The 24,532-nt window shown below is 34.2% G+C and carries 24 protein-coding genes; 13 read left to right on the top strand and 11 right to left on the bottom strand.

From position 1 onward, the window contains the following. Positions 1–9: 9 nt before the first annotated feature. Positions 10–582 (top strand): pentapeptide repeat-containing protein, encoded by a 573-nt coding sequence (locus AACZ41_RS03935; RefSeq protein ID WP_339626738.1) that lies wholly within the window; start codon positions 10–12, stop codon positions 580–582. Positions 583–849: 267 nt separating this feature from the next. On the opposite strand, the gene AACZ41_RS03930 is transcribed toward AACZ41_RS03935, so the two are convergent. Beyond that, complete coding sequence (locus tag AACZ41_RS03930) at positions 850–1,287, bottom strand: LysR substrate-binding domain-containing protein (protein ID WP_339626736.1); 438 nt, start codon at positions 1,285–1,287, stop codon at positions 850–852. 314 nt (positions 1,288–1,601) lie between these two features. Here AACZ41_RS03930 and AACZ41_RS03925 point away from each other — a divergent pair, with 314 nt between their 5' ends. The 6 genes from AACZ41_RS03925 (at position 1,602) to AACZ41_RS03900 (ending at position 8,081) form a co-directional block, all read left to right on the top strand. Next, positions 1,602–1,898 (top strand): hypothetical protein, encoded by a 297-nt coding sequence (locus AACZ41_RS03925; RefSeq protein WP_339626734.1) that lies wholly within the window; start codon positions 1,602–1,604, stop codon positions 1,896–1,898. 417 nt (positions 1,899–2,315) lie between these two features. Beyond that, on the top strand, positions 2,316–3,671 hold the full coding sequence (locus AACZ41_RS03920) for a proton-conducting transporter membrane subunit (protein ID WP_339626732.1): 1,356 nt from the start codon (positions 2,316–2,318) through the stop codon (positions 3,669–3,671). Then, on the top strand, positions 3,671–6,064 hold the full coding sequence (locus AACZ41_RS03915; protein ID WP_339626730.1) for a DUF2309 domain-containing protein: 2,394 nt from the start codon (positions 3,671–3,673) through the stop codon (positions 6,062–6,064). Before AACZ41_RS03920 ends, AACZ41_RS03915 begins: the two co-directional genes overlap by 1 nt. Before the next feature lie 734 nt (positions 6,065–6,798). Continuing rightward, on the top strand, positions 6,799–7,182 hold the full coding sequence (locus AACZ41_RS03910) for a VOC family protein (RefSeq protein ID WP_339626728.1): 384 nt from the start codon (positions 6,799–6,801) through the stop codon (positions 7,180–7,182). 51 nt (positions 7,183–7,233) lie between these two features. Next, positions 7,234–7,725: a DUF6265 family protein gene (locus AACZ41_RS03905; RefSeq protein WP_339626726.1), complete on the top strand. Its 492-nt coding sequence runs from the start codon at positions 7,234–7,236 to the stop codon at positions 7,723–7,725. Between the two features lie 2 nt (positions 7,726–7,727). Continuing rightward, positions 7,728–8,081, top strand: coding sequence for a hypothetical protein (locus AACZ41_RS03900; RefSeq protein WP_339626724.1), 354 nt, complete (start codon positions 7,728–7,730; stop codon positions 8,079–8,081). Positions 8,082–8,140: 59 nt separating this feature from the next. On the opposite strand, the gene AACZ41_RS03895 is transcribed toward AACZ41_RS03900, so the two are convergent. Next, positions 8,141–8,605 carry a CBS domain-containing protein gene (locus AACZ41_RS03895; RefSeq protein ID WP_339626722.1) on the bottom strand — a complete coding sequence of 155 codons (465 nt, stop codon included), beginning with the start codon at positions 8,603–8,605 and terminating at the stop codon, positions 8,141–8,143. Positions 8,606–8,725: 120 nt separating this feature from the next. Here AACZ41_RS03895 and AACZ41_RS03890 point away from each other — a divergent pair, with 120 nt between their 5' ends. The 4 genes from AACZ41_RS03890 to AACZ41_RS03875 all read left to right on the top strand — a co-directional run bounded on the left by AACZ41_RS03890 (position 8,726) and on the right by AACZ41_RS03875 (position 13,150). Beyond that, positions 8,726–11,011, top strand: coding sequence for a M28 family peptidase (locus AACZ41_RS03890; RefSeq protein WP_339626959.1), 2,286 nt, complete (start codon positions 8,726–8,728; stop codon positions 11,009–11,011). Continuing rightward, entirely contained in the window at positions 11,004–11,813 is an 810-nt protein-coding gene (locus AACZ41_RS03885) for an NAD-dependent epimerase/dehydratase family protein (protein ID WP_339626720.1), read from the top strand. The genes AACZ41_RS03890 and AACZ41_RS03885 overlap by 8 nt, the downstream gene beginning before the upstream one ends. Positions 11,814–11,938: 125 nt before the next feature. After that, the gene (locus tag AACZ41_RS03880; protein WP_339626718.1) at positions 11,939–12,313 is read left to right on the top strand and encodes a hypothetical protein; all 375 of its coding nucleotides are present in this window, start codon (positions 11,939–11,941) and stop codon (positions 12,311–12,313) included. A gap of 132 nt (positions 12,314–12,445) precedes the next feature. After that, positions 12,446–13,150: a hypothetical protein gene (locus tag AACZ41_RS03875; RefSeq protein ID WP_339626716.1), complete on the top strand. Its 705-nt coding sequence runs from the start codon at positions 12,446–12,448 to the stop codon at positions 13,148–13,150. 50 nt (positions 13,151–13,200) lie between these two features. Here AACZ41_RS03875 and AACZ41_RS03870 read toward each other — a convergent pair whose 3' ends face one another. Both AACZ41_RS03870 and AACZ41_RS03865 read right to left on the bottom strand, forming a co-directional pair. Next, entirely contained in the window at positions 13,201–13,692 is a 492-nt protein-coding gene (locus AACZ41_RS03870) for a nuclear transport factor 2 family protein (RefSeq protein WP_339626714.1), read from the bottom strand. After that, positions 13,679–14,176: a hypothetical protein gene (locus tag AACZ41_RS03865; protein ID WP_339626712.1), complete on the bottom strand. Its 498-nt coding sequence runs from the start codon at positions 14,174–14,176 to the stop codon at positions 13,679–13,681. Before AACZ41_RS03865 ends, AACZ41_RS03870 begins: the two co-directional genes overlap by 14 nt. 63 nt (positions 14,177–14,239) lie before the next feature. On the opposite strand from AACZ41_RS03865, the gene AACZ41_RS03860 reads away from it, so the two are divergent. Continuing rightward, the gene (locus AACZ41_RS03860) at positions 14,240–15,187 is read left to right on the top strand and encodes an NAD-dependent epimerase/dehydratase family protein (RefSeq protein WP_339626710.1); all 948 of its coding nucleotides are present in this window, start codon (positions 14,240–14,242) and stop codon (positions 15,185–15,187) included. A gap of 16 nt (positions 15,188–15,203) precedes the next feature. Here AACZ41_RS03860 and rimK read toward each other — a convergent pair whose 3' ends face one another. The 6 genes from rimK to AACZ41_RS03830 all read right to left on the bottom strand — a co-directional run bounded on the left by rimK (position 15,204) and on the right by AACZ41_RS03830 (position 22,016). Next, positions 15,204–16,574: a 30S ribosomal protein S6--L-glutamate ligase gene (gene rimK, locus AACZ41_RS03855; protein WP_339626708.1), complete on the bottom strand. Its 1,371-nt coding sequence runs from the start codon at positions 16,572–16,574 to the stop codon at positions 15,204–15,206. Between the two features lie 38 nt (positions 16,575–16,612). Continuing rightward, positions 16,613–18,139: a bifunctional GNAT family N-acetyltransferase/carbon-nitrogen hydrolase family protein gene (locus AACZ41_RS03850; protein ID WP_339626706.1), complete on the bottom strand. Its 1,527-nt coding sequence runs from the start codon at positions 18,137–18,139 to the stop codon at positions 16,613–16,615. Positions 18,140–18,280: 141 nt separating this feature from the next. Next, a complete protein-coding gene (locus AACZ41_RS03845) occupies positions 18,281–18,604 on the bottom strand; it encodes a hypothetical protein (RefSeq protein ID WP_339626704.1) in 324 nt (107 codons plus the stop codon). Between the two features lie 2 nt (positions 18,605–18,606). Next, complete coding sequence (locus AACZ41_RS03840; protein ID WP_335639966.1) at positions 18,607–19,584, bottom strand: deoxyhypusine synthase family protein; 978 nt, start codon at positions 19,582–19,584, stop codon at positions 18,607–18,609. Then, the gene (gene speB / locus AACZ41_RS03835) at positions 19,571–20,509 is read right to left on the bottom strand and encodes an agmatinase (RefSeq protein WP_079511916.1); all 939 of its coding nucleotides are present in this window, start codon (positions 20,507–20,509) and stop codon (positions 19,571–19,573) included. Before speB ends, AACZ41_RS03840 begins: the two co-directional genes overlap by 14 nt. A gap of 94 nt (positions 20,510–20,603) precedes the next feature. Beyond that, a complete protein-coding gene (locus AACZ41_RS03830; RefSeq protein ID WP_339626697.1) occupies positions 20,604–22,016 on the bottom strand; it encodes an arginine decarboxylase in 1,413 nt (470 codons plus the stop codon). Between the two features lie 459 nt (positions 22,017–22,475). Between AACZ41_RS03830 and AACZ41_RS03825 the strand changes: the two genes are divergently transcribed. Next, positions 22,476–23,222, top strand: a complete 747-nt coding sequence (locus tag AACZ41_RS03825) for a hypothetical protein (protein WP_339626695.1) — start codon at positions 22,476–22,478, stop codon at positions 23,220–23,222. A gap of 87 nt (positions 23,223–23,309) precedes the next feature. On the opposite strand, the gene AACZ41_RS03820 is transcribed toward AACZ41_RS03825, so the two are convergent. Continuing rightward, a complete protein-coding gene (locus AACZ41_RS03820) occupies positions 23,310–24,521 on the bottom strand; it encodes a hypothetical protein (protein ID WP_339626693.1) in 1,212 nt (403 codons plus the stop codon). Between the last annotated feature and the right edge of the window lie 11 nt (positions 24,522–24,532).

The following is a 24,532-nucleotide window of genomic DNA, read 5'->3' as shown; positions in this document are numbered from 1 at the left end:
TACGTCGTAGTGAATAACTTAATTATTGACACAACTTATAAAGGAGAAGATTTTACCAAAACTCGTTTGCCCAGAGCAGAGTATGAAAATTGCATTTTTGAAGGATGTGCCTTTTCCGAAGGATATTTGGACAACCAGATATTTATGGAATGTGAATTTATAGAATGTAATTTAAGTAATGCAAACATTGTAAATACAACCTTTAAAGAGGTGAAGTTTTCATATTGTAAACTTATGGGAGTGGCTTTTAATACGTGCAATACATTTTTAATGGACATATCTTTTTTCAACTGTAATCTCAGTTATGCAATTTTTAATGAATTGAAACTTGTAGGGCAGTTCTTTATATCGTGTATACTGAATGAAGCTGAATTTTCAGATTGCGACCTTAGTAAAGCGAACTTTGACTCGTGCGATTTAAATCGTACTATTTTTTCAAGAACAATTCTTGAAAAGACAGATTTTAGCACTGCTTCAAATTTTAGTATTGACCCAGAGAATAATAAGATGACAGGAGCTATTTTTTATAAAGATGGACTGTCCGGGCTTTTGCAGAAGTATAAACTTAAGATTAAAACCTAATGTCAAACAAAGTACAGTACACCATATAGCAATCATAAATTCAGACTGATCCATTTCCAAGCAATTCTATACAGCTGTATTAGGGTTGAAGGTAATAAGGGAAGTATAACGCCAAAATCTTAAATCATAAAACTTGATTTGACCTTAAATGGTGTACTTTATTAAATTGTTTTCCTTTCCCAATCCTCCAAAACGACCATCGAGACCAGAATCGTGCGGACTCAGATACTTAGCCTTTGAAGTAGATGATTTAGATAAAATCATAGCTCATTGTAAATCATATAATGTAATTGCTGAGCCCATACGGATTGATGATCTATGTACTATATAAATTAAGGGCTGTTTCTCGAAAAATTTCTCTTTGTTCTGTATTTCGTTAAACTTCAATTCTTTACTACCTACATAAAACAATCTATTAGAAATCAATTCTATACTATATATTTTCAGATTATTAGATAAAACTGAAACTAGTACAAAATCCACTTCGTTCAATTCTAAAATTTCAACCACTCTCGCCTTATTGGTCACATCCATAACAAGATCTACCCCCGAATTAATCTTCATAAAGTCAGATAAAAAATATGGCATAACATATTTACCGGTAGAAACTATAGATATTTTGAGCCTTCCAGAAAGTGAGCCTTGGTATGCCAAGGTCTTGTAATTAATAGCATAAACCTCATTTAGGATTTTTTTCGCTGCCAAGGCTATTTCCTTTTCAAAATCTGTGATATAAAGCTTTCTACCTACCCCCCTCGGTCAGCAGAATAAGAAACTGGTCTTGAAAATTTTTTAACTGAATAGAAACTACAGGCTAGGTCAAATGGAGCTCCTCAGAAGCTTAAGTAATACTCTGTATTTGAGCTATTTTCAAAAATATTTGAAGTTGGCGCAAAGTATAATGCATAAAATATATTTATGTATTATATAATTAATATAAATAAAAATTTATAATTAAAATATGTAATCTTTGCCCTAGAAAATAGTAACTAATCTTTAAAGTCTTAAAAAACAACTAAATGGAAACAAATAAATTAACCTCAACAAAAAAAATTCAATTGATCAAAGGTGAATTCACTTCGTCCGAAGCGAACGATATTATTATGTCGCTCATCGATGAAAAAATCAACTTTCACAAATTACAAAGGCTCCAGCTTTGGGAAGGAAATCACATTTGTAAAACAGACCTTTTGGACGGTCGAATCAAAGAACTTCTAAAAGAAAAATTAAATACCAAAGAGTTCTTAGTAGATACCAAGGAAATTGGTAAGAAATATGTAATCAACGGGATTTTGGAAATCAAGGTTTCTGAATAAAAATTAGTATCGAATTACACAATCAAAATCCTATTTATTGAACCTTTTAACTACATCTTTCACTAAAAAATCGAACATGCAATTTTCAAAATCTACTATTCTACCGGTAATGGGCGTAATCTTACTTGCATTATTAATTATAATGTCCTACGTAAATGAAGCCATTTTTTTAGACCGTATTTTAATCTGTAGCGTCATTTTAAGTTTCGTATTTATTGCCAAGCTGGGCCAAAATATAAAATAATAAATCCTACATCCAAAAATTAAAAATTCTTATACAACCTGCACATGATTCTTGAAAACAAAATACAAGAAAAAACGATCTTAAATAAAAGTTACATAAGCCATACTCCCCTTTCTATTTTTCTTATAAATGTTATTCCGATTTTTTTATGGTTAGTATTCATTGGGAATATTATGTACACCTTATATTTTTTTCCTTCAATACCCGAATGGTCTAAAGGAACTATACTACGAATTAATGGTTTCACTATTTTAATCTGGACCACCGTCACCTTCTTCAGTGCCATTGTAAGTAGTTATGCAAAAACCTATCTACAAGGCTTTAAATATCATACCAAATTCATGTTGCTATGCATTGGGTTTACGCTTTCTGTAATGCTTTTAGTCATGTCTAATCATGTATTACTTTTATTATTTAGCTGGCTGATGATGGGCGGTTTTATGTCTTATTTAATCGGTGTAGATTCTGAATGGGGAGAGGCGCGGGAAGCTTTAAAATTTACTTTCCGTTATTTTCTTACTGGCAGTTTGTTCCTTAGTTCTGGATTACTATTATTGGCCTATGAAAGTGGAACCTTTACCATAAGTAAAATAATTCCAATACTAGAGAATCTACCACAGCACATCGTTTTAATGGCAGCTCTTTGCATCATTGTTGCAGCTTTTATACAATCTGCCATATACCCATTCCATCGTTGGTTACTTTCATCTATGACCTCGCCCACGCCTGCATCAGCACTAATGCACGCTGGTTTTGTAAATGCATCGGGAATATTATTAGCATTATTTTCTACCTTAATTTTCACATCGAACACATTAAATGTCCTATTGATTGTTGGGGGACTTACCGCAATCATTGCTCAGTTCACCAAGCTTTTACAAGTTAATGTAAAACAAAAACTGGCATGCTCTACCATAGCTCAAATGGGCTTCATGATTATGCAATGCGGGTTGGGCTTTTTCAATGCGGCAATAGTACACTTAATCCTTCACGGGTTTTATAAGGCCTATCTATTTCTATCTTCTGGGGAAGAAATCGCACATTCAAAACCGCGAACCCCATTAGAAATTAAGATAAGACCGCTACAAGCAGTCATTGTAATTTTATTTGGAGTTCTTGGAGCCGTACTTTTCATTTTGCTTACAGGAAAGGGAACCCAACTAGACAGCAGTATTTTCCTAACCTTAATAGTAGCGATTACGGTAGGTCAGGTCACCTATAATATCGTCAAGGAACAAAGTCTATCAATTTCAAAAAAAATCATTTTACCGCCCATACTTTTTTTCTTGGGCATAGGAATGTATGCGATACTATATAATGCAGTAACCCTAATACTAGCAGACATGCCAATGATTGCAGTACCCTTGCCTCTTTCTTCTCTACAGGTAGTTTTCGGCATTATTTTCTTAGTAGGGTTTTTCTTTATGAAACTGGGGGTTTACCGCAAGATTCCCTGGCTCTATATAAAACTTCTCAACTTATCTCAACCCTATAAAAAATCCATTTTATATTATAAATCAAACTTCTAATGAACCATCAAAATATTCTAAAAAGTATCGAAGAAGCCTCTAAAATTTTTGGGAAGACTTGGCCATTGTACTCCTTTGTGACCTCGAATCCACTTTCGGGGTATGAAAAGTCGCCTTTTAAAGTTGCTTTAAGCAATGCCAAAAAACTTTTGAATGCAAGAGTTTTTCCAGAAGCTATACTCTACCGACAAGCATGGGAAAAAGGAGAAATTGCAGAGAAAAATATATTGCACCTTCTAAAACAGAACGGGCTCGCCAATACTCCAGAATTCTACCTTCGTCAATTGGAATCGCAAAAACGGACAGAGAAAAAAAACAACTTTCACAGATTGGATAGAATTATGGTGAAGTGGTTATCCGCTTTTATGGATGAGGGCCTGGCAGAATGGGATATGCCAGGTAAGGAAAAAGGTTTTTATAATGCGTGGCGTTCCTTGGCACTGTACGATGACGACCTGATATTACTAAAAAATACGGATATTCCAAAAACAAGCTCTGAAGCCTTAGCACATGTTTTAAAAGACTATATAAAAGATGAGTATATTAATATTTTAGTTTATCATTTAGCTGCTTTACCTGGATGGACAGGGTATATTAACCACAGGTCTGAAACTAATTCACTTTGGCAGCAGAAATATCCTATAAATATAGAGGATTATTTGGCTGTACGGTTATATGTAGCCCAACAGCTTAAGGTCCCTATTATTCCGAAAAATGATGAGCCAAAAAAGGATGGCAGCATAGAATTAATTCAGTATTTATGGTTAAAGGCCTGGGAAAAAAGTTGGCAAGACCAATTGGTATATACTTTAGAAGAGAAATCTAAAGAAATTAAAAATAATAAGCCAAAAGTAAAATCTCCAGATGCTCAAATGGTCTTTTGTATCGATACTAGATCTGAACTTATTAGGAGGCATGTGGAAACTAAAGGTAATTATGAAACTTTTGGATATGCAGGATTTTTTGGGATCGCAATGGACTATAAAGATTTAAACAATGGCCTGTCTCGTAAATCATGTCCACCAATTGTGTCTTCATCATATCAAGTTTCTGAAATACCACAAGAGAGGAAAATAGAAAAGGTACTAGCGTATAAAAAGAAAAATGAAATCTTCAAATTCGGAGAATATTTTCTATCTCGAATGAAGAATATGCTACCCTCAGCTTTCGGATATGTAGAAGGGTCAGGATTAATTTATGGCCTTTCAATACTGGCACGCACTCTTGTACCTGGTTATTCTTATAAACTCAAAATAAAAAACACATCTTCATTTGAGCATATCTGCGAACCAAAAATCAATAGTATAACTGCTGACCACCCTAATCATGCTATTCCTTTAGATGAACAGGTGGCTATTGTAAAATCCGCTTTTGACCTAACTGGTTGGAAATATTTTTCGCCTTTGGTACTTTTTGTAGGCCACGGAAGCCATTCCGCGAACAATCCGTTCGGTTCCAGTCTAGATTGTGGTGCATGTGCAGCTAGTCCAGGTAGACACAATGCCCGTATGCTGGCTAAGTTGGCAAATCTTTCTGAAGTTAGATTGGCACTCCTAAATAAGTATAATATTATCATTCCACATACTACAATATTTCTAGGAGCCGAACATAATACCACTACAGATAAGATTGACATTTTTGATACTGAAGTACCTAATTCACATCAAAAACTACTACTAAAAGTAAAATCGGATTTATTCAAAGCACAAAAAACAGCAACTCAAGAAAGACTCGGTGTTGATAAAAATAGTATTTCTAAAGCCCAGCAAAAAGCTAACAACTGGGGAGAAACTAGACCAGAATGGGGCTTAGCCAAAAATGCAGGTTTCATAATAGCCCCTAGGAATCTCACTAAAAACGTCAATCTTAATAGCCGCTGTTTTCTTCACTCCTACGACTGGGAAATGGATACCGAAGGTAAGGCTTTGGAAAGTATTCTTCAGGGACCCATGGTGGTCACTCAATGGATTAACAATCATTATTATTTTTCAACAGTAGATAATGACAATTTTGGTGGGGGCACAAAGATTACCCACAACATAACGGGAAAATTTGGCGTGGTTCAAGGAAATGGAGGTGATCTTAAAATGGGGCTTCCTTTACAATCTATACGCCAATCCGATAAGGAAATGTATCATCAACCTCTGCGTCTAACAGTACTCGTACAGGCACCGGTAGACCGAGTCCAAAAAATTCTTTTACAAAATGAACATCTAAAAACACTTTTAGACAATGAGTGGATATATTTACTAGTTATGGACCCCTTGAAACAAAATGCGGTATTGAAGTACGAAAACGGCATGGAATGGATTCCTATAAAGGAAAAACGATTTGATGAAAAAAAATATCGTTCAGAAATAGAGCTAACTATATTAGATGGCAATCTAGTATAAAATCTAATTCACAAAGAAGGAAAGAAGGGTATCTAATTAAAATTCGGTATTATTAATAAAAAACCACGGCTAAGGCGGTGGTTTTTTATTTGGTTATTTTCTTTTCAAGCAGGTATTACTAATTATTGAAAATTATATTTCTACATATCTATTTAAAAATAAAGTAAAAACTAAAAATGTATGAAATTTTAGAAATCATTAAATATCAAAGAGCAAAATATGAGTATCATTATCTTTATAAAGATAAATAAGCGCTTGCTAATACCTAAAAACTATAGAACCTTCATAAAAACAGAAATATTGTAACTTGTTACTATATACAAACGTATATGTGTCATTTAAAAATGTTACCGAAAACAGTCGATGAATACATTAAATTTCACCAGAAAAAGCGCAGGTAAAGTTAAAAGTAATACAATCTTTTCTAGGTAATATGGTGTTTAAAACGGCTACTATGAAAAAATTCACCACTCTTCTCTAAAGTTAAAATTGAGGCAAGTTAACTACTAATACTAAAAAATAATTATTGAACGGAAAATACACTCCGATGGAAAAGAAGATTATTTAGTGGTTTTAAGAGAAAGGTATGGGCAACTCAAAAAATCTTTAAACCTTAATTCAAAATTGTCTCTAGAACAAAGAAAATCATATTTTAAAAAATGAAAGAAAGAATTCTAAACATAAACTTTTCTAAAAGCATTATTAAAGAAAAAGACCGTCAAAAGCTTAATTGAATGATAAACAAAGTACACCATATAGCCATCATAAGTTCAGACTATGAGGTTTCCAAACAATTCTATACAGATGTATTAGGTTTGAAGATAGTAAGGGAAGTATACCGAGAAGAGCGTAAATCATATAAACTCGATTTGGCCTTAAATGGTGAGTACATCATTGAACTGTTCTCTTTCCCTAATCCACCAAAACGACCATCAAGACCAGAATCATGTGGACTACGACATTTAGCATTTGAAGTAGATGATTTAGATAAAATCATAGCACATTGTAAATCATATAATGTAATTGCTGAGACAATACGGGTTGACGAGTTCACTCAAAAGCGATTTACGTTTATTGCCGATCCAGATGACTTGCCTATAGAATTTTACGAAAAGTAGACGAAGGCGTTTGTAAACGTTTAATTTGTATATTGGTACAAATACCTGAATATGAAACTTATACTGCTATTCTTCATTAGCGCCACGTACTTGATGCACGCTCAAAATACAGTGTCTTTTGAAGAAGGAATGACAAGCCCAGAATCCAATCTTAAAAATATAGAATGGTTAACAGGTCATTGGAAAGGAGAAGCTTTTGGCGGTATTGCCGAAGAAATATGGAGTCCGCCATTAGGCGGTGTCATGATGTTTTCATTTCGTCTGGTGGCAGATGGTGCCATTAGTTTTTATGAATTTGGGCATATACTTGAAACAGGCGGTACATTAATTCTACAACTAAAGCACTTTAATGCTGATTTAACTGGTTGGGAAGAAAAAGAGGAAACTATAGATTTTAAGTTGATAAAGGTAGAAGGCGACCGCTTTTATTTCGATGACTTCACCATAGAACGCATATCAGATAAGGAGATAAACATGTATGTAGAGGTAGGCGAAGAAGAAGGCACCTCTAGCGAGGTAAAATTTAATTACCACAGACAGTAAATATGGAAAAGAAAAAATGTTTGGAATGTGGAAAGGAAGTCATGGGACGTATAGACAAAAAGTTCTGTAACGATTACTGTCGTAATGCCTACAATAACAAGGTTAATCCAGATAGTAAAAACCTAATTCGAAATATTAACAATCGACTTCGAAAGAATTACAAGGTTTTAGATAGTTACAAACTCACCGATGGTAAAACCAAAACAACAAGAACCCGTTTGCTGGATAAAGGTTTCGATTTTGATTATGTCACCAATCTTTACACGACAAAAAAAGGAACTACGTATTATTTTTTATATGACCTTGGGTACCTTCCTTTAGACAATGATTTTTTTATGATTGTGAAGCGAGAGTAATTAGTAAAAAAATGGCACTCTTACGAGTGCCTTTAGCTATTAAAAAAATAAAAATAAAACTATTTCCAGTTATGACCGCTTAACTTAAGTGCTGCTATAACAATATCTTTTCTACTAATTTGACCTACTAGTATACCGCTTTTCATAACAGGTAACCTTCTTCTATTATGTTGTGCAAAAATACCCGCAGCATCAAAAATTGAAATATCATGTGGTATCGTCTCCACAGATTTAGTCATAAAATTTTCAACACTTTTATCTAAAATGGGTTGGTTAAAATAGCGACTTTCAGAAATTTGCTTCATACAATCCGCTTCTGAAATAATACCAACTAAAAACCCATTATTGTCCAAAACGGGCCCACCTGAAATGTGGTGTTTTGCAAATTTTTCCATTACAGTCAAAATAGACTCATCTGGCGAAAAAGTGATTAACTTAGTCGTCATGTAATCGGCTACCAAAATTGGGGCCTCAAATTCTTTTTTAAATATCTTTCGAACACCTTGAAAGCTTTTGATTCCCATAACAGTTTATTTAGAGGTTGATTACTAAAGATACTAAAAAATATCACTTTTACTAATAAAAGTCGACAAACTCAACTTATTTTTTAATAATTTATGACTTTATAAAAGAATATCATAATGATGAAAAAAACACCAACCATTCTAACTTTACTCATAGTTATTCTCGCAGTCTATTGGAGCTTTCGTGCCCTCTTGCCCCAATACACAACAGATAATGCGGTTGTAGAAACTGAATTCTCTACAGACAGAGCCTTGGTACATGTTAAGGAAATTTCAAGAGAACCACATGCGGTTGGTTTTGCCGCTCATGCTAAAGTACGCTCATATGTCGTCGCAGAGCTTCAAAAATTAGGCCTCGAAACATCTATACAAGAAGGGTACACTGCAGGTGATTGGGGAAATCTCAGCAAAGCGGAAAATATTCTTGCACGTATTAAAGGTACAGAATCTGGTAAGGCTTTATTATTATTAAGTCATTATGACAGCAATCCGCATTCATCACTCGGCGCAAGTGATGCAGGTAGCGGAGTTGCCACTATATTAGAAGGCATAAGAGCTTTTCTGAAAACAAATCCAAATCCTAAAAACGATATTATCATCCTTATATCCGATGCTGAAGAATTAGGTTTAAATGGTGCGGACCTGTTTGTCGACGAACATGAATGGCTCAAAGATGTTGGCCTAGTTTTAAATTTTGAAGCACGTGGTAGTGGTGGTCCTAGTTACATGTTGATGGAAACTAACCGTGGCAATAGCCGATTAATTTCAGAATTCATTACTGCGAATCCTAAATTTCCAGTAGCAAATTCATTGGCCTATAGCATCTATAAAATGTTGCCAAATGATACGGATTTAACCGTGTTTAGGGAAGATGCCGATATAGAGGGTTTTAACTTTGCTTTTATCGATGATCACTTCGATTATCATACTGCAAATGACAATTATGAACGAATGGATAGAAATACCTTAGCGCACCAAGGCAGTTATCTAATGCCCCTATTGAATCATTTCAGCAATATTGATTTAGGGAATTTGAAAAGCTTGAATGATAATGTCTATTTTAATGTGCCGTTTTTTAGAATGGTCTCCTACCCTTTTACGTGGATTATGCCCATGCTAATTCTAGCAGTTCTATTTTTTATTATTCTTTTAATAGTAGGTTTTAAAAAGAGAGTGTTAAATGGTAAGGACATTTTAAAGGGCTTTATACCTGTATTATTCTCGCTTGGCATTAACGGTATCGTTGGTTTTTATAGTTGGTCGATACTTAAATGGCTATATCCAAGCTATAAAGATATTTTACATGGTTTCACTTATAATGGTCATGCTTATATTATCGCATTCACTCTTTTCGCACTAGGCACATGTTTCTATGCATACTATAGGTTTAAAGTAGTGAAAACAGCCAATTTATTAGTGGCACCTCTTTTTTTATGGCTCATAATTTGCGGTTTATTAGCGGTCTATCTTAAGGGTGCTGCATTTTTTATTGTGCCATTATTTAGTTTTTTAGTTGCTCTTTATGTACATATCAACCAAAAGAATCCGAATCCATTTTTGTTGGTATTTTTGGGTATACCTGCCTTATTTATTCTATCGCCATTCGTTAAAATGTTCCCTGTTGGTTTAGGTTTAAAAATGATGGTTGCCACAACCCTACTTACTACTTTGATATTCTTTTTATTATTACCCCTTATTACAAAATATCGACAAAAAGCGGCATTAGCTTTTCTTAGCTTTTTGCTCTTTGTAGGTTTTATGATATCTGCTCATATGCAATCTAATTTCACAAAAGAAAGTCCGAAACCTACCAGCTTACTTTATGCCTTAAATGTTGATGAAGAAAAAGCCATGTGGGCAACCTATGAAAATGTTCTATCTGATTGGACAACTCAATATATTACCGATGAAAATTATGTAGATAGTACCTTAATCAAGAATACGATTAGCAGTAAATATGGCTCAAATTTCACCTATACCAATAAGGCTCCGTTAAAGGATGTGCCATCGCCAAACATCGATATACAATTAGATACGGTAATTGGTCCGATTAGAAAGCTTAGGGTTTGTATTTCACCTAATAGAGCTATTAATCGTCTAGAAGTTTTTACTAATGAGGTTGATATTTTAAAAGCTGATGTCAATGGCATAGAACTATCTGAATATTATTTAAAAAATAGAGGGAATGGAAAATTGATAACTCATTACATCAGTGATATTGTTCATACAGAACTAAACTTAGAAATTCCCTCAGAAGCAAACTTAGAATTAACAATCTATGAGGCGTCTAATGATTTATTGACTAATGCGTTGTTTACCATACCTCAGAGGAAAGAGAATGAAATTCCAATGCCTTTTATACTTAACGATGCCATTTTAACCATTAAAAAAGTAAAATTTGACTAAAAACATAGGGATTATTGGTTGTGGATGGTTAGGACTTCCTTTAGCGGAAGAACTTCATAAAACAGGGTATAGTATTAGGGGAACAACCACTTCAGAAGAAAAGATAGCATTATTGAAATCAAAGGGGATTCAACCTTTTAAAATATCAATTTCTGAAGATGGTATCAATGGCCCTATTTTAGAGTTTCTAAGTACGTTATCAGTACTTATCATTAATATTCCTCCTGGTTTAAGAGGTAAGGGACCAAAAGAAAGTTATATAAAAAAAATAAAATTACTACATGCCGCCATTAGAAAAACAGAAATTAAACGAGTAATTTTTGCGAGTAGCACGGCTGTTTATGGAGAAGCTGATGGCACGGTTACAGAAAAAACTAAGCCAGTGCCGAACACAGCATCTGGAGTTCAGTTATTGGAGTGTGAAAATCTATTGCTAAATGATGAAAAATTACAAACTACCATTATTCGGTTTGGTGGATTAATTGGCCCCGAAAGGCATCCGATTACCATGCTATCGGGCCGGGAAAATCTTAAAGGTGGCAATGCACCCATCAACCTTATTCATTTAGATGATTGTATAGGAATAATAAAGTCTATTATTCATCATAATCATTGGAATGCGATTCTCAATGCTGTGTATCCACAACACCCAACCAAAGAAGAATATTACATTAAGGAAGCATTAAAGAGAGGGATAGCTCCACCACACTATGAATTAGAAAACAACAAGACATATAAATCAATAACTACATGTAGTCTTTTTCTTATTAATAAATATGATTTTCTTACATCAATAAATTAACCATTTACAACACTTGCATTCATTTTCACAACATATTGAACATAAAATTGTTAATATACTATTGATTTTCAGTTACTTACGAAGTAATGACATATCTTTAAATAACAATTTAAATCCAAAATGTCATGAAGAAAGAAAAATTAAGGGAGAGGGTTTTAGTTGAATTAGAGAAGCTCATCTCCCTAAGTTGTAAGAATCCTAACGGTTCTAGAAAGTACGAGCAATTACATGTCGCATTATTAAAAAAGTACTATAATGCTACTAATGTAATAATAGATTATCACCGACATAGAATAAAGATGGAAGTTATACAAGATGATAGTTTGTATGACCCAAAAACGGTAAATACCTATTTGCCCACAATTTATACCAATTTACTTTTTAATAGTTTAAGTAAATTTTTGAAATCTTGTGTTGAAAGAGATAGAAAAAGCATAGGTTTTTATTCACAACTTTTAAACTCTTTTAGAAAGTCTAATAATACCATTGAATTGGTTTAAACGTTTAAAAAACATTGATTTTAGAAGGCGCCTTATAGGCGCCTTTTTCCTTTTTCAACATTTAAGGCTTTCCTTAACAGGATCATACAGATTATTTTAATAGTTTAGCGCACTTTAAATAGAACTAAAAAGATGAAAAAGACAGTTTTGATAGTATTAATTGCCACATTATTTTCTGGCAATTTTGGATATTCACAAACGAAGACAGAATTAGAAAAGCATTATCAAGCATTTTATGACCAAATGCGTCTACAAGGTGATGTAGATGGTGTTATTAATGCCCTTACCCACTTGAACGTACTGTCTCCTTCTAAAGAAAGAATGGATACCCTCGCTTATATATATGCTAATGATAATCAGCATTTACAGGCATTAAATACTATCGGTATAGAAAAAGTTGATACTGATTCTGATCTTGCTGTTCAAGTTAAAGCGATTTCTTTAAAAGCCTTAAACCAACCAAAAAGAGCATTAGAGCAATTTGAAATTTTGAATGTTAGAGAGCCTAATGCCTATTTGGCTTATGAATTAGCAGATTTAAAAGTTCAATTAGGTGACAATGCAGGTGCCATGAAAAATGTCGAATATGGTCTTGTAAATGCAACTGATGACATGAAATATGCCTTTTACGAGCGCCAACAGCCCTATGAAGTTCCTTTAAAAGCAGCCTTTATGCATATAAAAGGTCTTATACAGTACAACATGGACAAAAACAATATAGATCAAGCTATTTCGACGATTGATCAAGCTTTACAAATGGACCCGAACTTTAATTTGGCAAGTTTAAGCAAGCAAGCTTTAACATCAAGAAAAGATGCTCCTGAAGAGAAAAAATAATATCAAGTTATAGGACTAAAAAAAAGCGGATCCAATGGATCCGCTTTTTTTTATTTCATTTTCAACTGTTTCAGTAATAGACTATCTTTTTCACCTTTGAGTTTCACCAACTCATCTACATTTTCATTAGGCACTGCTATAGAAAGTACATAATGAGCTATTCTCCATTTTCCATTTACTTTTTTCAAAACACCAGAACCTCTACAAATTTTCATTTGCGTATCTAAAAGCTCATCGAACCAAGCGATATTTGCTTCGCCGTTTACATATATATTTCGCTCTACAGCAGTAAAGTTCCAAGCCCTACCCTTATCAAAATGAGGCTTAGCATAATTTATAAACTCATCTCGCTGCCAATTTTCAGTTGCATCTGTTCCAATAAATACAGCATATTCGGTCATTAGTCCAAAATACGTATCAAAATCAGCCGACCCAGCAGCTGCATGCCAATCGTCCAAAGCTTTGGTAATTAGAATTTTTTCGTCACTCTGCCCAAAAAGCACAGTACCCATAAACAGAATTAATACACTAATTTTCTTCATTTGCACGTAATTCATCTGGCAGTGTATTATTTACTACCACATTAAATTGATTTCTAAGGTCATTGAAAGCGGTTATCATTTCTACCAAAGATTCTTTGGTATTTTGACGATACTCTAAATCACCTTTTGTTTTTAAGACGTATGTTTTAAAAACCTTTTGTCTCCCTTTAATTTGAGGTATATCAAAAGCAGTAGGATAAATACCCACTTCCATTTTCTTCTGGTTTTCGACCAACTCATCAACTATTAAAACGAAATCTTCTCTATTTTCAGTTGAATAAATCTTATCGAAACTTCTTTCCAAGGCAATAAAATCTTTCCATTCATTAAGTATGGTCTGTGCTTTTGAATCTACACTTACTTTGATGGGAAGACTATCGGTAACATCCCATTGCGATTCCTGAACATTTTCTGTTTCAGAAACAGCTTCTTTACATGAAGAAGCCAGAAGCACAGCTATTAAAAAAAAAATAATTTTGGGCATAAGCGAATGTACAAATTTTAAGAAAAGGTATCTTTATCTGATATTCATTTAACGCTATTTTAAATGCCAAAATACATATTGATTATTGGAGCTTGTGGTCAAATTGGAACGGAACTCACTTTAGCCCTCCGGGAAAAATACGGAAACGACCATGTCATCGCAAGTGACATTAGAGAAGGTAATGACGAACTAATGCAGTCCGGACCCTTTGAAATATTAGATGCCACCAACTATGATAATCTAGAGGAAGTGATTGCCTACTATGATATATCTGAAATTTATTTAATGGCTGCCATGTTAAGTGCAACCGCAGAAAAATTTCCGATGCGTGCGTGGAACTTGAATATGAATACGTTGTTCAACGTACTTAATTTAGCAAAAGAGAAAAAAATCGATAAAATTTTCTGGCCGTCAAGCATAGCCGTTTTTGGGCCAAATACCCCTAAAGAAGATACTCCTCAAAACACTATAATGGAACCTAGTACGGTGTATGGCATCAGTAAGCAATCTGGAGAACGTTGGTGTGAATATTATTTCAACAAGTTCAATGTTGACGTGCGTAGCATTCGATACCCTGGACTTATTAGTTGGAAAACAATGCCTGGTGGCGGAACAACCGATTATGCCGTTGAAATCTACCACAGAGCTTTATCTGAAGGCTCTTACACCTGTTTTCTTGAGCGAAACACTAGGCTGCCAATGATGTTCATGGACGATGCCATACGTGCCACCTTACAGATCATGGAAGCCCCTGAAAATAAAATTAAAGAGCGTTCTTCTTACAATTTGGCAGCCATGAGCTTTACACCTAAAGAAATGGCTGAAAATATCAAAGCAGTTATACCTGAGTTTAAAATAGACTACGAGCCTGATTTTAGACAGGCCATTGCCGATTCTTGGCCAAGCAGTATAGATGACTCAAATGCACAAAAAGACTGGAATTGGAAGGCCGAATTCGACCTTCAAAAGACTACAAAAACCATGTTAGAAAATTTGAAAAACAGGGTTTAGCCTGTTTTTCAAATTTTTAATTACTGTATTTCAATCGCTTTTCAATCGCAACAATCATAGCATTGGCGATATCCTTACCTGTAGCGTTTTCAATACCTTCAAGTCCTGGAGAGGAATTCACTTCTAACAACAATGGCCCTTTATGAGACCTAATAATATCAACACCGGCAACTGCCAAGTTCAACACTTTGGCCGCTTTTAAGGCTAATTTCTTTTCTTCGGTAGTAATCTTTATTATCGAAGCTACACCACCTTGGTGAATATTGGCCCTAAATTCACCTTTTTGAGCTTGTCGTTGCATGCTGGCGACAACCTTACCGTTCACTACAAAACAACGAATATCCTGGCCGTTGGCCTCTTTAATGAACTCTTGCACCAAGATATTGGTATTCACACTCTTAAAAGCATTGATAACACTCTCGGCCGCCTTATTGGTTTCTGCCAAAACCACTCCCTTACCTTGGGTGCTTTCTAAAAGTTTTATAATTAATGGGGCACCATTAACCATTTTTATCAAGTCTTTCGTATCCATCGGTGATTTTGCAAAACCTGTAATAGGAATATGGATATCGTTATTGGAGAATAACTGAGATGCAAAAAGCTTATCGCGAGATTGGGTAATCGCTTCAGCAGAATTCTGACAATACACCCCTAGGTTTTTAAATTGACGAATCAATGCACAACCATAGAACGTAACCGCAGGTTTTATACGTGGTATTACAGCATCGAAATCTTTAAGAATAGTACCTCCACGATATCTAATTTCTGGAGAATGTGCATCAAGTTTCATATAGGCCTGCTCCACATTTAGAAAAACAATTTCATGTCCCCTCGCCTCGGCTGCTTCCATCAACCTTTTATTACTATATAATAAAGGATTACTGGCCAAAAGAGCAATTTTCAATCCTGACTTTTCCTTAAAATAAGGCGCATACATTTTGTTGACCTCGGCATCTTCAAAAGCCTGTAGTTGATAATTAACCGCAGGATTTACTATAAAACGTTCGTTGAGGGCTTCTCTACCTAATAACATTCGAAACTCCATCGTATCTCTATTGGCCAATGTAAGCTCAATATCAAAAGTCGAATCACCAATGGTAACAGGTGTCTTTATAACCAACCGTACTTCAGATATACCTGAAGAACTTTTTACCATCCGACGATCAACCAATCTTGCCTGGCATTCGATTGCAATACTCCGATTTTCTTGTAATGGGCTCACTTCAAACTTCACCCATTCGTTAGCCCCTCTATTAACTATTTTTATATTGGCAGCCTGTAAAGAAGATGTTTTTGCGCCAGAATCGACCCTTGCTTTTATAGCTGGTATACCCAACTCATTAAAAACACACCACTCTTCACTACCTATAATCTGTAAATTATCCAAATTGTTATTTTTTGACTCCTTTAAATAAGGAGTTTTTCTTATTTCTTTTTTAACTCAAACAAATCTGTTCTTCTATCCTTTAAATTGCGTACCGCGCCAAATTGATTAAGCTCTCGCAATAGGTCAATATCCACATCTGCAATTAAAATCATTTCTGTATTTGGGGTAGCTTCCGCCTTAATACCATTGGTTGGAAAAGAGAAATCGCATGGTGTAAACACCATAGACTGAGCGAACTGTATATCCATATTCTGAACATTTGGCAAATTGCCAACACTACCAGCAATGGCTACATAGCATTCATTTTCAATCGCACGTGCTTGTGCGCAATGGCGCACACGTGAATAACCGTTTTGAGTATCGGTCAGGAACGGAATAAATAAAATGTCCATGCCTTCATCTGCCAATAACCTACTTAGTTCAGGAAATTCAGAATCATAACAAATCAAAACTCCTATTCTACCACAATCCGTATCGAAAGTCTTGAACTGCGTACCTCCTTGCATTCCCCAAACCTTTGCCTCGTCTGGGGTAACGTGCAGCTTTTCATAACGTTCCATACTACCATCGCGTCTACATAAATAACCTACATTATAAAGGCGGCCATCTATCATTTCAGGCATACTACCTGAAATAATGTTGATATTATAGGATATAGAGAATTCAGAAAATTTCTGAACTATGGCTTGGGTATGTTTAGCGAGCTCTCTAATAGCATTCGCTGTAGACATATGATTGTTACCTGCCATTAAGGGAGCATTAAAAAATTCTGGAAACAGAGCAAAATCCGACCTGTAACCAGAAACAGAATCTATAAAAAATTCCGCTTGCTGTAAAAGTTCCTCCAAGTCTTTGTAAGGGCGCATTTGCCATTGAATCAATCCTAAACGAACAATTGATTTTTTGGTAGCCGCCTTTTTATTTGGTTTTTGATAATAGATATTATCCCATTCCATAAGAATAGCAAAGTCTTGAGAAGCTTTATCACCATCTAAATACCCTTTCATTACTTTAGCGGGATGAAAGTCATTACTGATTTGAAAACTCAGTACTGGATCATGAATTTCTTTACGACGAACCTTAGCAATATATTCTTTTGGCGAAAGTTCTGAAGCATGTGAATGGTAGTTAGGCATACGACCACCAAATACAATACTTTTTAGGTTCAACTTCTCACATAGTTCTTTTCTATAATCATACAAACGTCGACCTAAACGTAAGCCCCTAAAACTAGGTTTTATAAAAACTTCTATACCATAAAGCACATCACCTTCATTATTATGGGTATCGAAAGTATATTTACCAGTAATTTGTTCGTATGTATGATTATCGTCGAACGCATCATAATCTACAATTATAGACAACGCTACACCAGCAATTTGTCCATTGATTTTTATGACTACTTGGCCTTCTGGAAATTTATTGATTAAAGATTTTATATGCTCCTCTTTCCAGTATGACCCAGGCATACTAGCATAAGCAGAAATCATTGCTGCTTTAAGCTCTTGATAATCATCAAGATCTAAAAACTTTAATTCAATATTTTCAATTTCATCAATTTTCATATAGGTGTTGTAAATACAACGGTGTTAAGTTTAAAATGTCTGTATATCATATAATCCTTTTCCGGAATACAAATAGCAAACCGGAAAAGGAATATTTTAATCTTATTTAAATGTCTTTGTAGTTCTAACTAGGTATTAAAGCTAGTCTTCATCTTGACCATCGACCATATCTTCTGGATCTGGCTCTACTACTGCTGCTGGATCATCATCATCGAAATCTTCATAATCATCTTCGTCATAATTCTCCATAGTATACTCAAGCTTAGCGCTTATCTTCACTAAATACTTGGTATCAGCAGTTAACACCTCAACAGCTTCAATACGCTCTCCTTGTCCATTTCTGAAAGAGATAATATTACGATCATCGTAACCGTCAGGATATTTATCTACCAAAAGTTTAAGAACTTCTGGAGTCAATTTTTTAAAGTCTACAATGACTCTGTTTAAATGTGCGTTCTTGTCCATAATTACATATCTAAAAGGTAAGCAAAAATCAAGGGTGCAACAATAGTCGCATCACTCTCGATAATATATTTGGGAGTATTAATGTCTAATTTACCCCAAGTAATCTTTTCGTTTGGTACAGCACCAGAATATGAGCCATAACTGGTTGTGCTATCACTAATTTGACAGAAATAACTCCAGAAAGGTGTATCTGTACGTTCCATATCTTGATATAACATTGGTACTACACATATTGGGAAATCGCCTGCAATGCCACCACCAATTTGAAAGAATCCGATTCCGTTTTTAGAATTGTCGGTATACCAATCGGCCAAGAAAGTCATGTACTCAATACCCGATTTCATAGTACTTGCCTTTAATTCTCCTTTCATAACATAGGAAGCAAAAATATTACCCATAGTACTATCTTCCCAACCTGGGCAAATAATAGGCAGGTTTTTCTCTGCAGCAGCATACATCCAAGAATCTTTAAGGTCTATTTCGTAATATTCCTCTAATACTCCAGAAAGTAACATTTTGTACATAAATTCATGAGGCAAAAAGCGCTCACCTTTATCATCTGCATCTTTCCATATTTTAAAGATATGCTCTTGTAATCTTCTAAAAGCCTCTTCTTCTGGAATACAGGTATCGGTAACTCGATTTAAACCTTTCTCTAACAAATCCCATTCATCTTGAGGCGTTAAATCTCTGTAATTTGGTACACGTTTGTAATGAGAATGTGCTACCAAGTTCATAATATCTTCTTCAAGATTAGCGCCAGTACAAGATATAATTTGAACCTTATCTTGACGAATAACCTCTGCGAAAATTTTACCTAGCTCAGCTGTTGACATTGCGCCTGCTAATGAAACTAGCATTTTAGCTCCATTATTTAGTTGCTCTTCATAACCTTTGGCAGCATCTACCAAAGCCGCAGCATTGAAATGTAAATAGTATTTTTCTATAAAATTGGTGATTGCACCTTTAGTCTTCGTCATCTTCAAATTTTGAATTCGTATTTGATTTATAATCTATATCGAAGGTATTATCATACTCTTGATCAATATCTTGACCAGCAAATTTATAGCTAAGCATTTTGTAATATAATTTAGCTGCTAAGAAATCTGATGATTTATCATTTTTATTCGGGCAAAGTTCTACAATATCAAAACCAACCACATTCTTATCTTCGAAAACTTGCTTTAAAAACTCTAAAGTCTCATACCAAAGTAACCCGCCTGGCTCTGGTGTACCTGTAGAAGGCATAATAGAAGGGTCAAAAGCATCTAAATCTAATGTTATAAAAACATTTTCAGTCATGGCTTCTATCACCTTATCCGTCCAATATTCATCATTCACCATATCATGGGCAAAGAATGTTTTTTCTTCATCCATTAATGTTTTTTCGATAGCATCCATAGAGCGAATACCTACCTGTACCAAATTTGTAGTCTGGTTGGCTTCATATACAGCACATGCATGATTATACTTTGTGCCTTCATATGATTCTCTTAAATCTGCATGTGCATCAATCTGCAACACAGTTAGATTATCAAAACATTCATTAAAAGCACGAATTGAACCAATGGACATAGAATGCTCGCCACCAAATAACGTAACAAATTTATTACGTTTAATAAAGTCTTTCGTGATTGCATGTACCTCATTGACCATAGCCTCAGGCGAGCTGTTTTCGGTTATGGGGTCAGTTAAATGAATTCCTTGTTTGTAAACTTCAGAATCGGTTTCAATATCATACAATTCCATGTTTTCAGATGCTTCTAAAAAAGCTTCTGGACCTTTGTCCGCTCCTTTACCCCAAGTACTGGTTCCATCATAAGGAACAGGAATCAAGATAATTTTGGATTTTTCTAGTTGGGCGAATTCATCGGCAATACCGGCATAATTCTTAGATGTACTCATGATATTTCAGCTATTGTTAAGTGGTTTTTTAGAAAAATTTTTCAATTTTATATACGTAATTCTATATTTAACGGTCTTTTAAATCTACTTATTTTTATTCATTATAAGCATCAACATCATAACCTAATATACCTAAAAGGTCTTCTGCTTTTTGCTGCCCTCTAAAGAGCTTATAAGTGAAATTACCATTTTCATCTTTATCTATCAAAATATGTTTTGGCTGAGGAATAAGGCAGTGTTGTAAACCACCATAACCTCCTATTGATTCTTGGTAAGCACCAGTATTAAAAAAGCCTATATATAAAGGTTTATCTTTTCTATATTTTGGTAAATAAATAGCGTTCATGTTTTGCTCACTGTTATAATAATCATCACTATCGCAAGTAAGGCCTCCTAAAAGTACACGTTCATATTCATCATTCCAACGATTAATAGGCAACATGATAAATCTTTTGTTTATCGCCCAAGTGTCTGGTAATGTAGTAATAAAAGAAGAATCAATCATGTTCCATTTTTCACGGTCGTTCTGTTGCTTTTGATACAAGATTTCGTAAATAGCTCCACCACTTTCACCTACGGTAAAACTACCGAATTCGGTAAAAATATGTGGCACCGGTACATCTGCCTCAGAACATGTAATACTTATCTGATTTAATATTTCATCTATCATATATTGATAGTCATAATCAAATTGCAGAGAATTTTTAATAGGAAAGCCTCCACCAATATTTAAACTATCTAAAGAAGGGCAAATTTTCTTTAAACGAACATATACCTTAAGGCACTTTACTAATTCGTTCCAATAGTAAGCATTATCACGAATACCGGTATTGATAAAAAAGTGAAGCATTTTAAGCTCTACCTTATCATTGTCTTTTATTTGATTTTCATAAAACGGAACTATGTTTTTATAGCCTATACCCAATCGAGATGTATAGAACTCAAATTTAGGCTCTTCTTCAGACGCAATTCGAATACCCACTTTAAAGGTGTCATTTATAGCGTCGGCCAATAAATCTATTTCTTCATAGTTATCAATAATCGGTATACAATTCTGATGGCCGTTATTAATTAACCTAGCAATATTCTCTATATATTTTTCACGCTTAAACCCATTGCAGATTACATAAGTTTTATCCGTTAATTTACCATCTGCCTTAAGTTTTTCAATAATATTGATATCAAAGGCTGATGAAGTTTCCATATGAATATCGTTTTTTAAAGCCTCGTGCATTACATGCTGAAAATGAGAACTTTTTGTACAATAGCAGTAGTGGTACCTACCCTTGTAATCATTCTTTTCTATGGCATTCGCAAACCAGTTTTTGGCTCTTACAATATTCTCAGAAATTTTAGGGAGGTAGGTAAATTTTAAAGGACTACCATATTCCTGTACTAAATCGTGTAAAGGAATACCGTGAAATTGTAAGTGTTCACCATCTAAATTAAACTCTTCTTGAGGAAAATAATAAGTTTGATCAATAAGATCAATGTATTTGGTATTCATGAAATTGAATTATAATGATTTTTTATAAAAATAACAACTAGCCTACAGTTTGAAAGTTAAGAAAACGTAACCATCTAATGGAAAATCAAACTAGAATTTGCTTTTGTGTGGTAGGAATGAAGAAATAATCATGCTGACTTTGCACGATTGTTGAAAAAGGATGGGATGTTAGCTTTACTAGTCTAAAACCAATGTTATAAGCTATCTGTTGAAAATATTTCCAACTTCCCCTAAATCCAAACATAAAAAAATCACACATAATGTTCAGCTAAAAGCTTGAAATCTCTAACACTCATAATAGCGTATTAGGATAGAACAAATGAAATCAAAAAAAATGAAAAAACAAGCGTTTTCATTTTTTTTACGATGAGCTACTTTATTGAAGTATTAAATTCGTAATAATACTTTCAAATATCATGTAACTAGTTTATTTTTAACACATTAAAAACACTTAAAGCGATGAAAGAAAAGAGAAAATATACCGTATTGAGTTGCTCCTTACTCACTTTACTGTTTTTGACGGCCAATTTTATCGCAAATGGTCAGATATCTGAGAGGATTTATGTTGACACTTTAGAAAATACCAGCTCAAAACGAATACACCAGGTAAAAATACTTGATGATTATTTTATCTATACCGCTTATGAAAATGAACCCGCTAATTTCATAAAAACATTTGGTGGTTTTTTTACCATAGAGAAGACTGATGCTAAGACTCTATTGGTCGTTTTACTAGAATTTAACTCTAATTACGAACAAGATTCTATTAGGCAGCTAAGTATACCGGTAAAAATGATTGGAGAAAAATTACAATTGAACTGGTTTGAAGAACTGACTTTAGAACCTATTGAAACAAAAACTCAAGATTTAGATGGCGAATGGCTTTTTGCAACTAGAGGCCCTGATACAGGTCAAGAAAGGCGAGGGGAAGAAAGCTCAAGAAAAACCTTAAAATTTCTAAAAGATGGTACGTTTCAGTGGATTGCTTACGATACAGAATCTTTTCGATTTTCAGGTACTGGCGGAGGTAGTTATAGTTCGAAGGATGGTGTATATACCGAACAGATTGAATTTTTCTCTAAAGACAATTCAAGGGTAGGCGCTACACTTGAGTTTAACTATGAGCTTAATGAAAATGACTGGCACCATACAGGCAATAATAGTAAAGGAGAGCCTATGTATGAGATATGGGCAAAACGTGAATAAATGGTTGATTTATATTTAAAAGAATCTTTTGTCGCGCTTTAAGCGTAAGTGATTGCTTTTATAAAAAATGAAACTCAAAAACATAACTCACAAAGAATGCTTTGTTTTTATGTTCGCAATTAAAATTAATAGGATGCTTACCGGAATAAGCAAACTACCTAAGGTTAGAGTCAAAAAGTAACCATCTCCTATTTGTAGGCTTAACAACCCCGCTAAACCTTTATAGAAAATTAAAAATTCGGTCATTATAAATCCTGTTAAGTAAACTACATAACCTAGTCTTGATATATGTAACAACTTATAAAAATCCATGAGTAAGAATAAGCTTAAGGTTACAACACCCAAAAATGTCCAATGGAGATAACCGATTGTAAAATCAACATAAGATGCTGCCAAGTTTGCAAAGAACGGAATTGACGTTATTAACTGAAGTATCATTTTGATTAGCAACAATACCGAAACAGTAGTCAATAATTCAAATTGAAAATTCGAATATAATTGTTTTAATGTCGACTTTTTTGTGGAAATATATTTAGCTAAACCTAAGACTGCTATAATCTGAATAACACTCCCCAATCCTCCTAAAATATTGAATAAAAAAGAAGGTTTAGTCCATAAAGCAGATAAAGAAAATGTCAATATGATTCCTAAATTAAAGCTCCAGAAAAAGCGTCTGAACACATTTTTTGGTAATTGAATATTGTTTTGCTCCAGCAGATAAAGTAATAGCCCTATTAAGGCTAAAACCATCCACCCATTATATTGAAAATGCAAATAGAAATAGATGGCCATTCGGTACCAAATAGACTCAGTACCAATTGTGCTCATTATTGCCCCTAAGGCCCAAGGCCCTATACTAGAAAGCACCATATAACCTAAAGCTATCTTAACACATTTAAACGAATTTGGGTCTTTTAATTCTTTCTTACCATGTTTTAATATAAACCAAGTAAAACTATATGATGCAAATAGAAATAAGGTTGAAAAAACAATAGAAAGAGCCTTATACCCTATAAAAGGAAAGGTCACCAACATACCAACAATAGTAATTTGAGTAAACCAAAAAATGTAGCGGTACTTAGAATAATAGGAGGCTTGATCTATATATGTTTTATAAATCAATGTAGTCAATGCCACATATACCCAACCCAATAATGCTATGTGCGAATGGCCATGTACTACAAAGCGGTAATTGATTGGGATTTCAATTGTATAAAATGCTCTTAAAACAACACCTAAGAGAGCTGCCAATAAAAAATAGATTAATGCAACTCTACTGTGCTTTTTTAATACTAACATTCTAAATAATT

Source organism: uncultured Maribacter sp., assembly GCF_963974015.1.
In the GTDB taxonomy this organism is placed as follows: domain Bacteria; phylum Bacteroidota; class Bacteroidia; order Flavobacteriales; family Flavobacteriaceae; genus Maribacter.
This window is presented reverse-complemented; position numbering and strand designations above follow the sequence as displayed.

Coding starts and splice junctions, on each gene's coding strand:
- AACZ41_RS03925 (WP_339626734.1), top strand. CDS start 1,602: ATGGAAACAAATAAATTAACCTCAACAAAAAAAATTCAATTGATCAAA.
- AACZ41_RS03920 (WP_339626732.1), top strand. CDS start 2,316: ATGTACACCTTATATTTTTTTCCTTCAATACCCGAATGGTCTAAAGGA.
- AACZ41_RS03915 (WP_339626730.1), top strand. CDS start 3,671: ATGAACCATCAAAATATTCTAAAAAGTATCGAAGAAGCCTCTAAAATT.
- AACZ41_RS03910 (WP_339626728.1), top strand. CDS start 6,799: ATGATAAACAAAGTACACCATATAGCCATCATAAGTTCAGACTATGAG.
- AACZ41_RS03905 (WP_339626726.1), top strand. CDS start 7,234: ATGAAACTTATACTGCTATTCTTCATTAGCGCCACGTACTTGATGCAC.
- AACZ41_RS03900 (WP_339626724.1), top strand. CDS start 7,728: ATGGAAAAGAAAAAATGTTTGGAATGTGGAAAGGAAGTCATGGGACGT.
- AACZ41_RS03895 (WP_339626722.1), bottom strand. CDS start 8,605: ATGGGAATCAAAAGCTTTCAAGGTGTTCGAAAGATATTTAAAAAAGAA.
- AACZ41_RS03890 (WP_339626959.1), top strand. CDS start 8,726: ATGAAAAAAACACCAACCATTCTAACTTTACTCATAGTTATTCTCGCA.
- AACZ41_RS03880 (WP_339626718.1), top strand. CDS start 11,939: ATGAAGAAAGAAAAATTAAGGGAGAGGGTTTTAGTTGAATTAGAGAAG.
- AACZ41_RS03875 (WP_339626716.1), top strand. CDS start 12,446: ATGAAAAAGACAGTTTTGATAGTATTAATTGCCACATTATTTTCTGGC.
- AACZ41_RS03870 (WP_339626714.1), bottom strand. CDS start 13,692: ATGAAGAAAATTAGTGTATTAATTCTGTTTATGGGTACTGTGCTTTTT.
- AACZ41_RS03865 (WP_339626712.1), bottom strand. CDS start 14,176: ATGCCCAAAATTATTTTTTTTTTAATAGCTGTGCTTCTGGCTTCTTCA.
- AACZ41_RS03860 (WP_339626710.1), top strand. CDS start 14,240: ATGCCAAAATACATATTGATTATTGGAGCTTGTGGTCAAATTGGAACG.
- AACZ41_RS03850 (WP_339626706.1), bottom strand. CDS start 18,139: ATGAAAATTGATGAAATTGAAAATATTGAATTAAAGTTTTTAGATCTT.
- AACZ41_RS03845 (WP_339626704.1), bottom strand. CDS start 18,604: ATGGACAAGAACGCACATTTAAACAGAGTCATTGTAGACTTTAAAAAA.
- AACZ41_RS03840 (WP_335639966.1), bottom strand. CDS start 19,584: ATGACGAAGACTAAAGGTGCAATCACCAATTTTATAGAAAAATACTAT.
- speB (WP_079511916.1), bottom strand. CDS start 20,509: ATGAGTACATCTAAGAATTATGCCGGTATTGCCGATGAATTCGCCCAA.
- AACZ41_RS03830 (WP_339626697.1), bottom strand. CDS start 22,016: ATGAATACCAAATACATTGATCTTATTGATCAAACTTATTATTTTCCT.
- AACZ41_RS03825 (WP_339626695.1), top strand. CDS start 22,476: ATGAAAGAAAAGAGAAAATATACCGTATTGAGTTGCTCCTTACTCACT.
- AACZ41_RS03820 (WP_339626693.1), bottom strand. CDS start 24,521: ATGTTAGTATTAAAAAAGCACAGTAGAGTTGCATTAATCTATTTTTTA.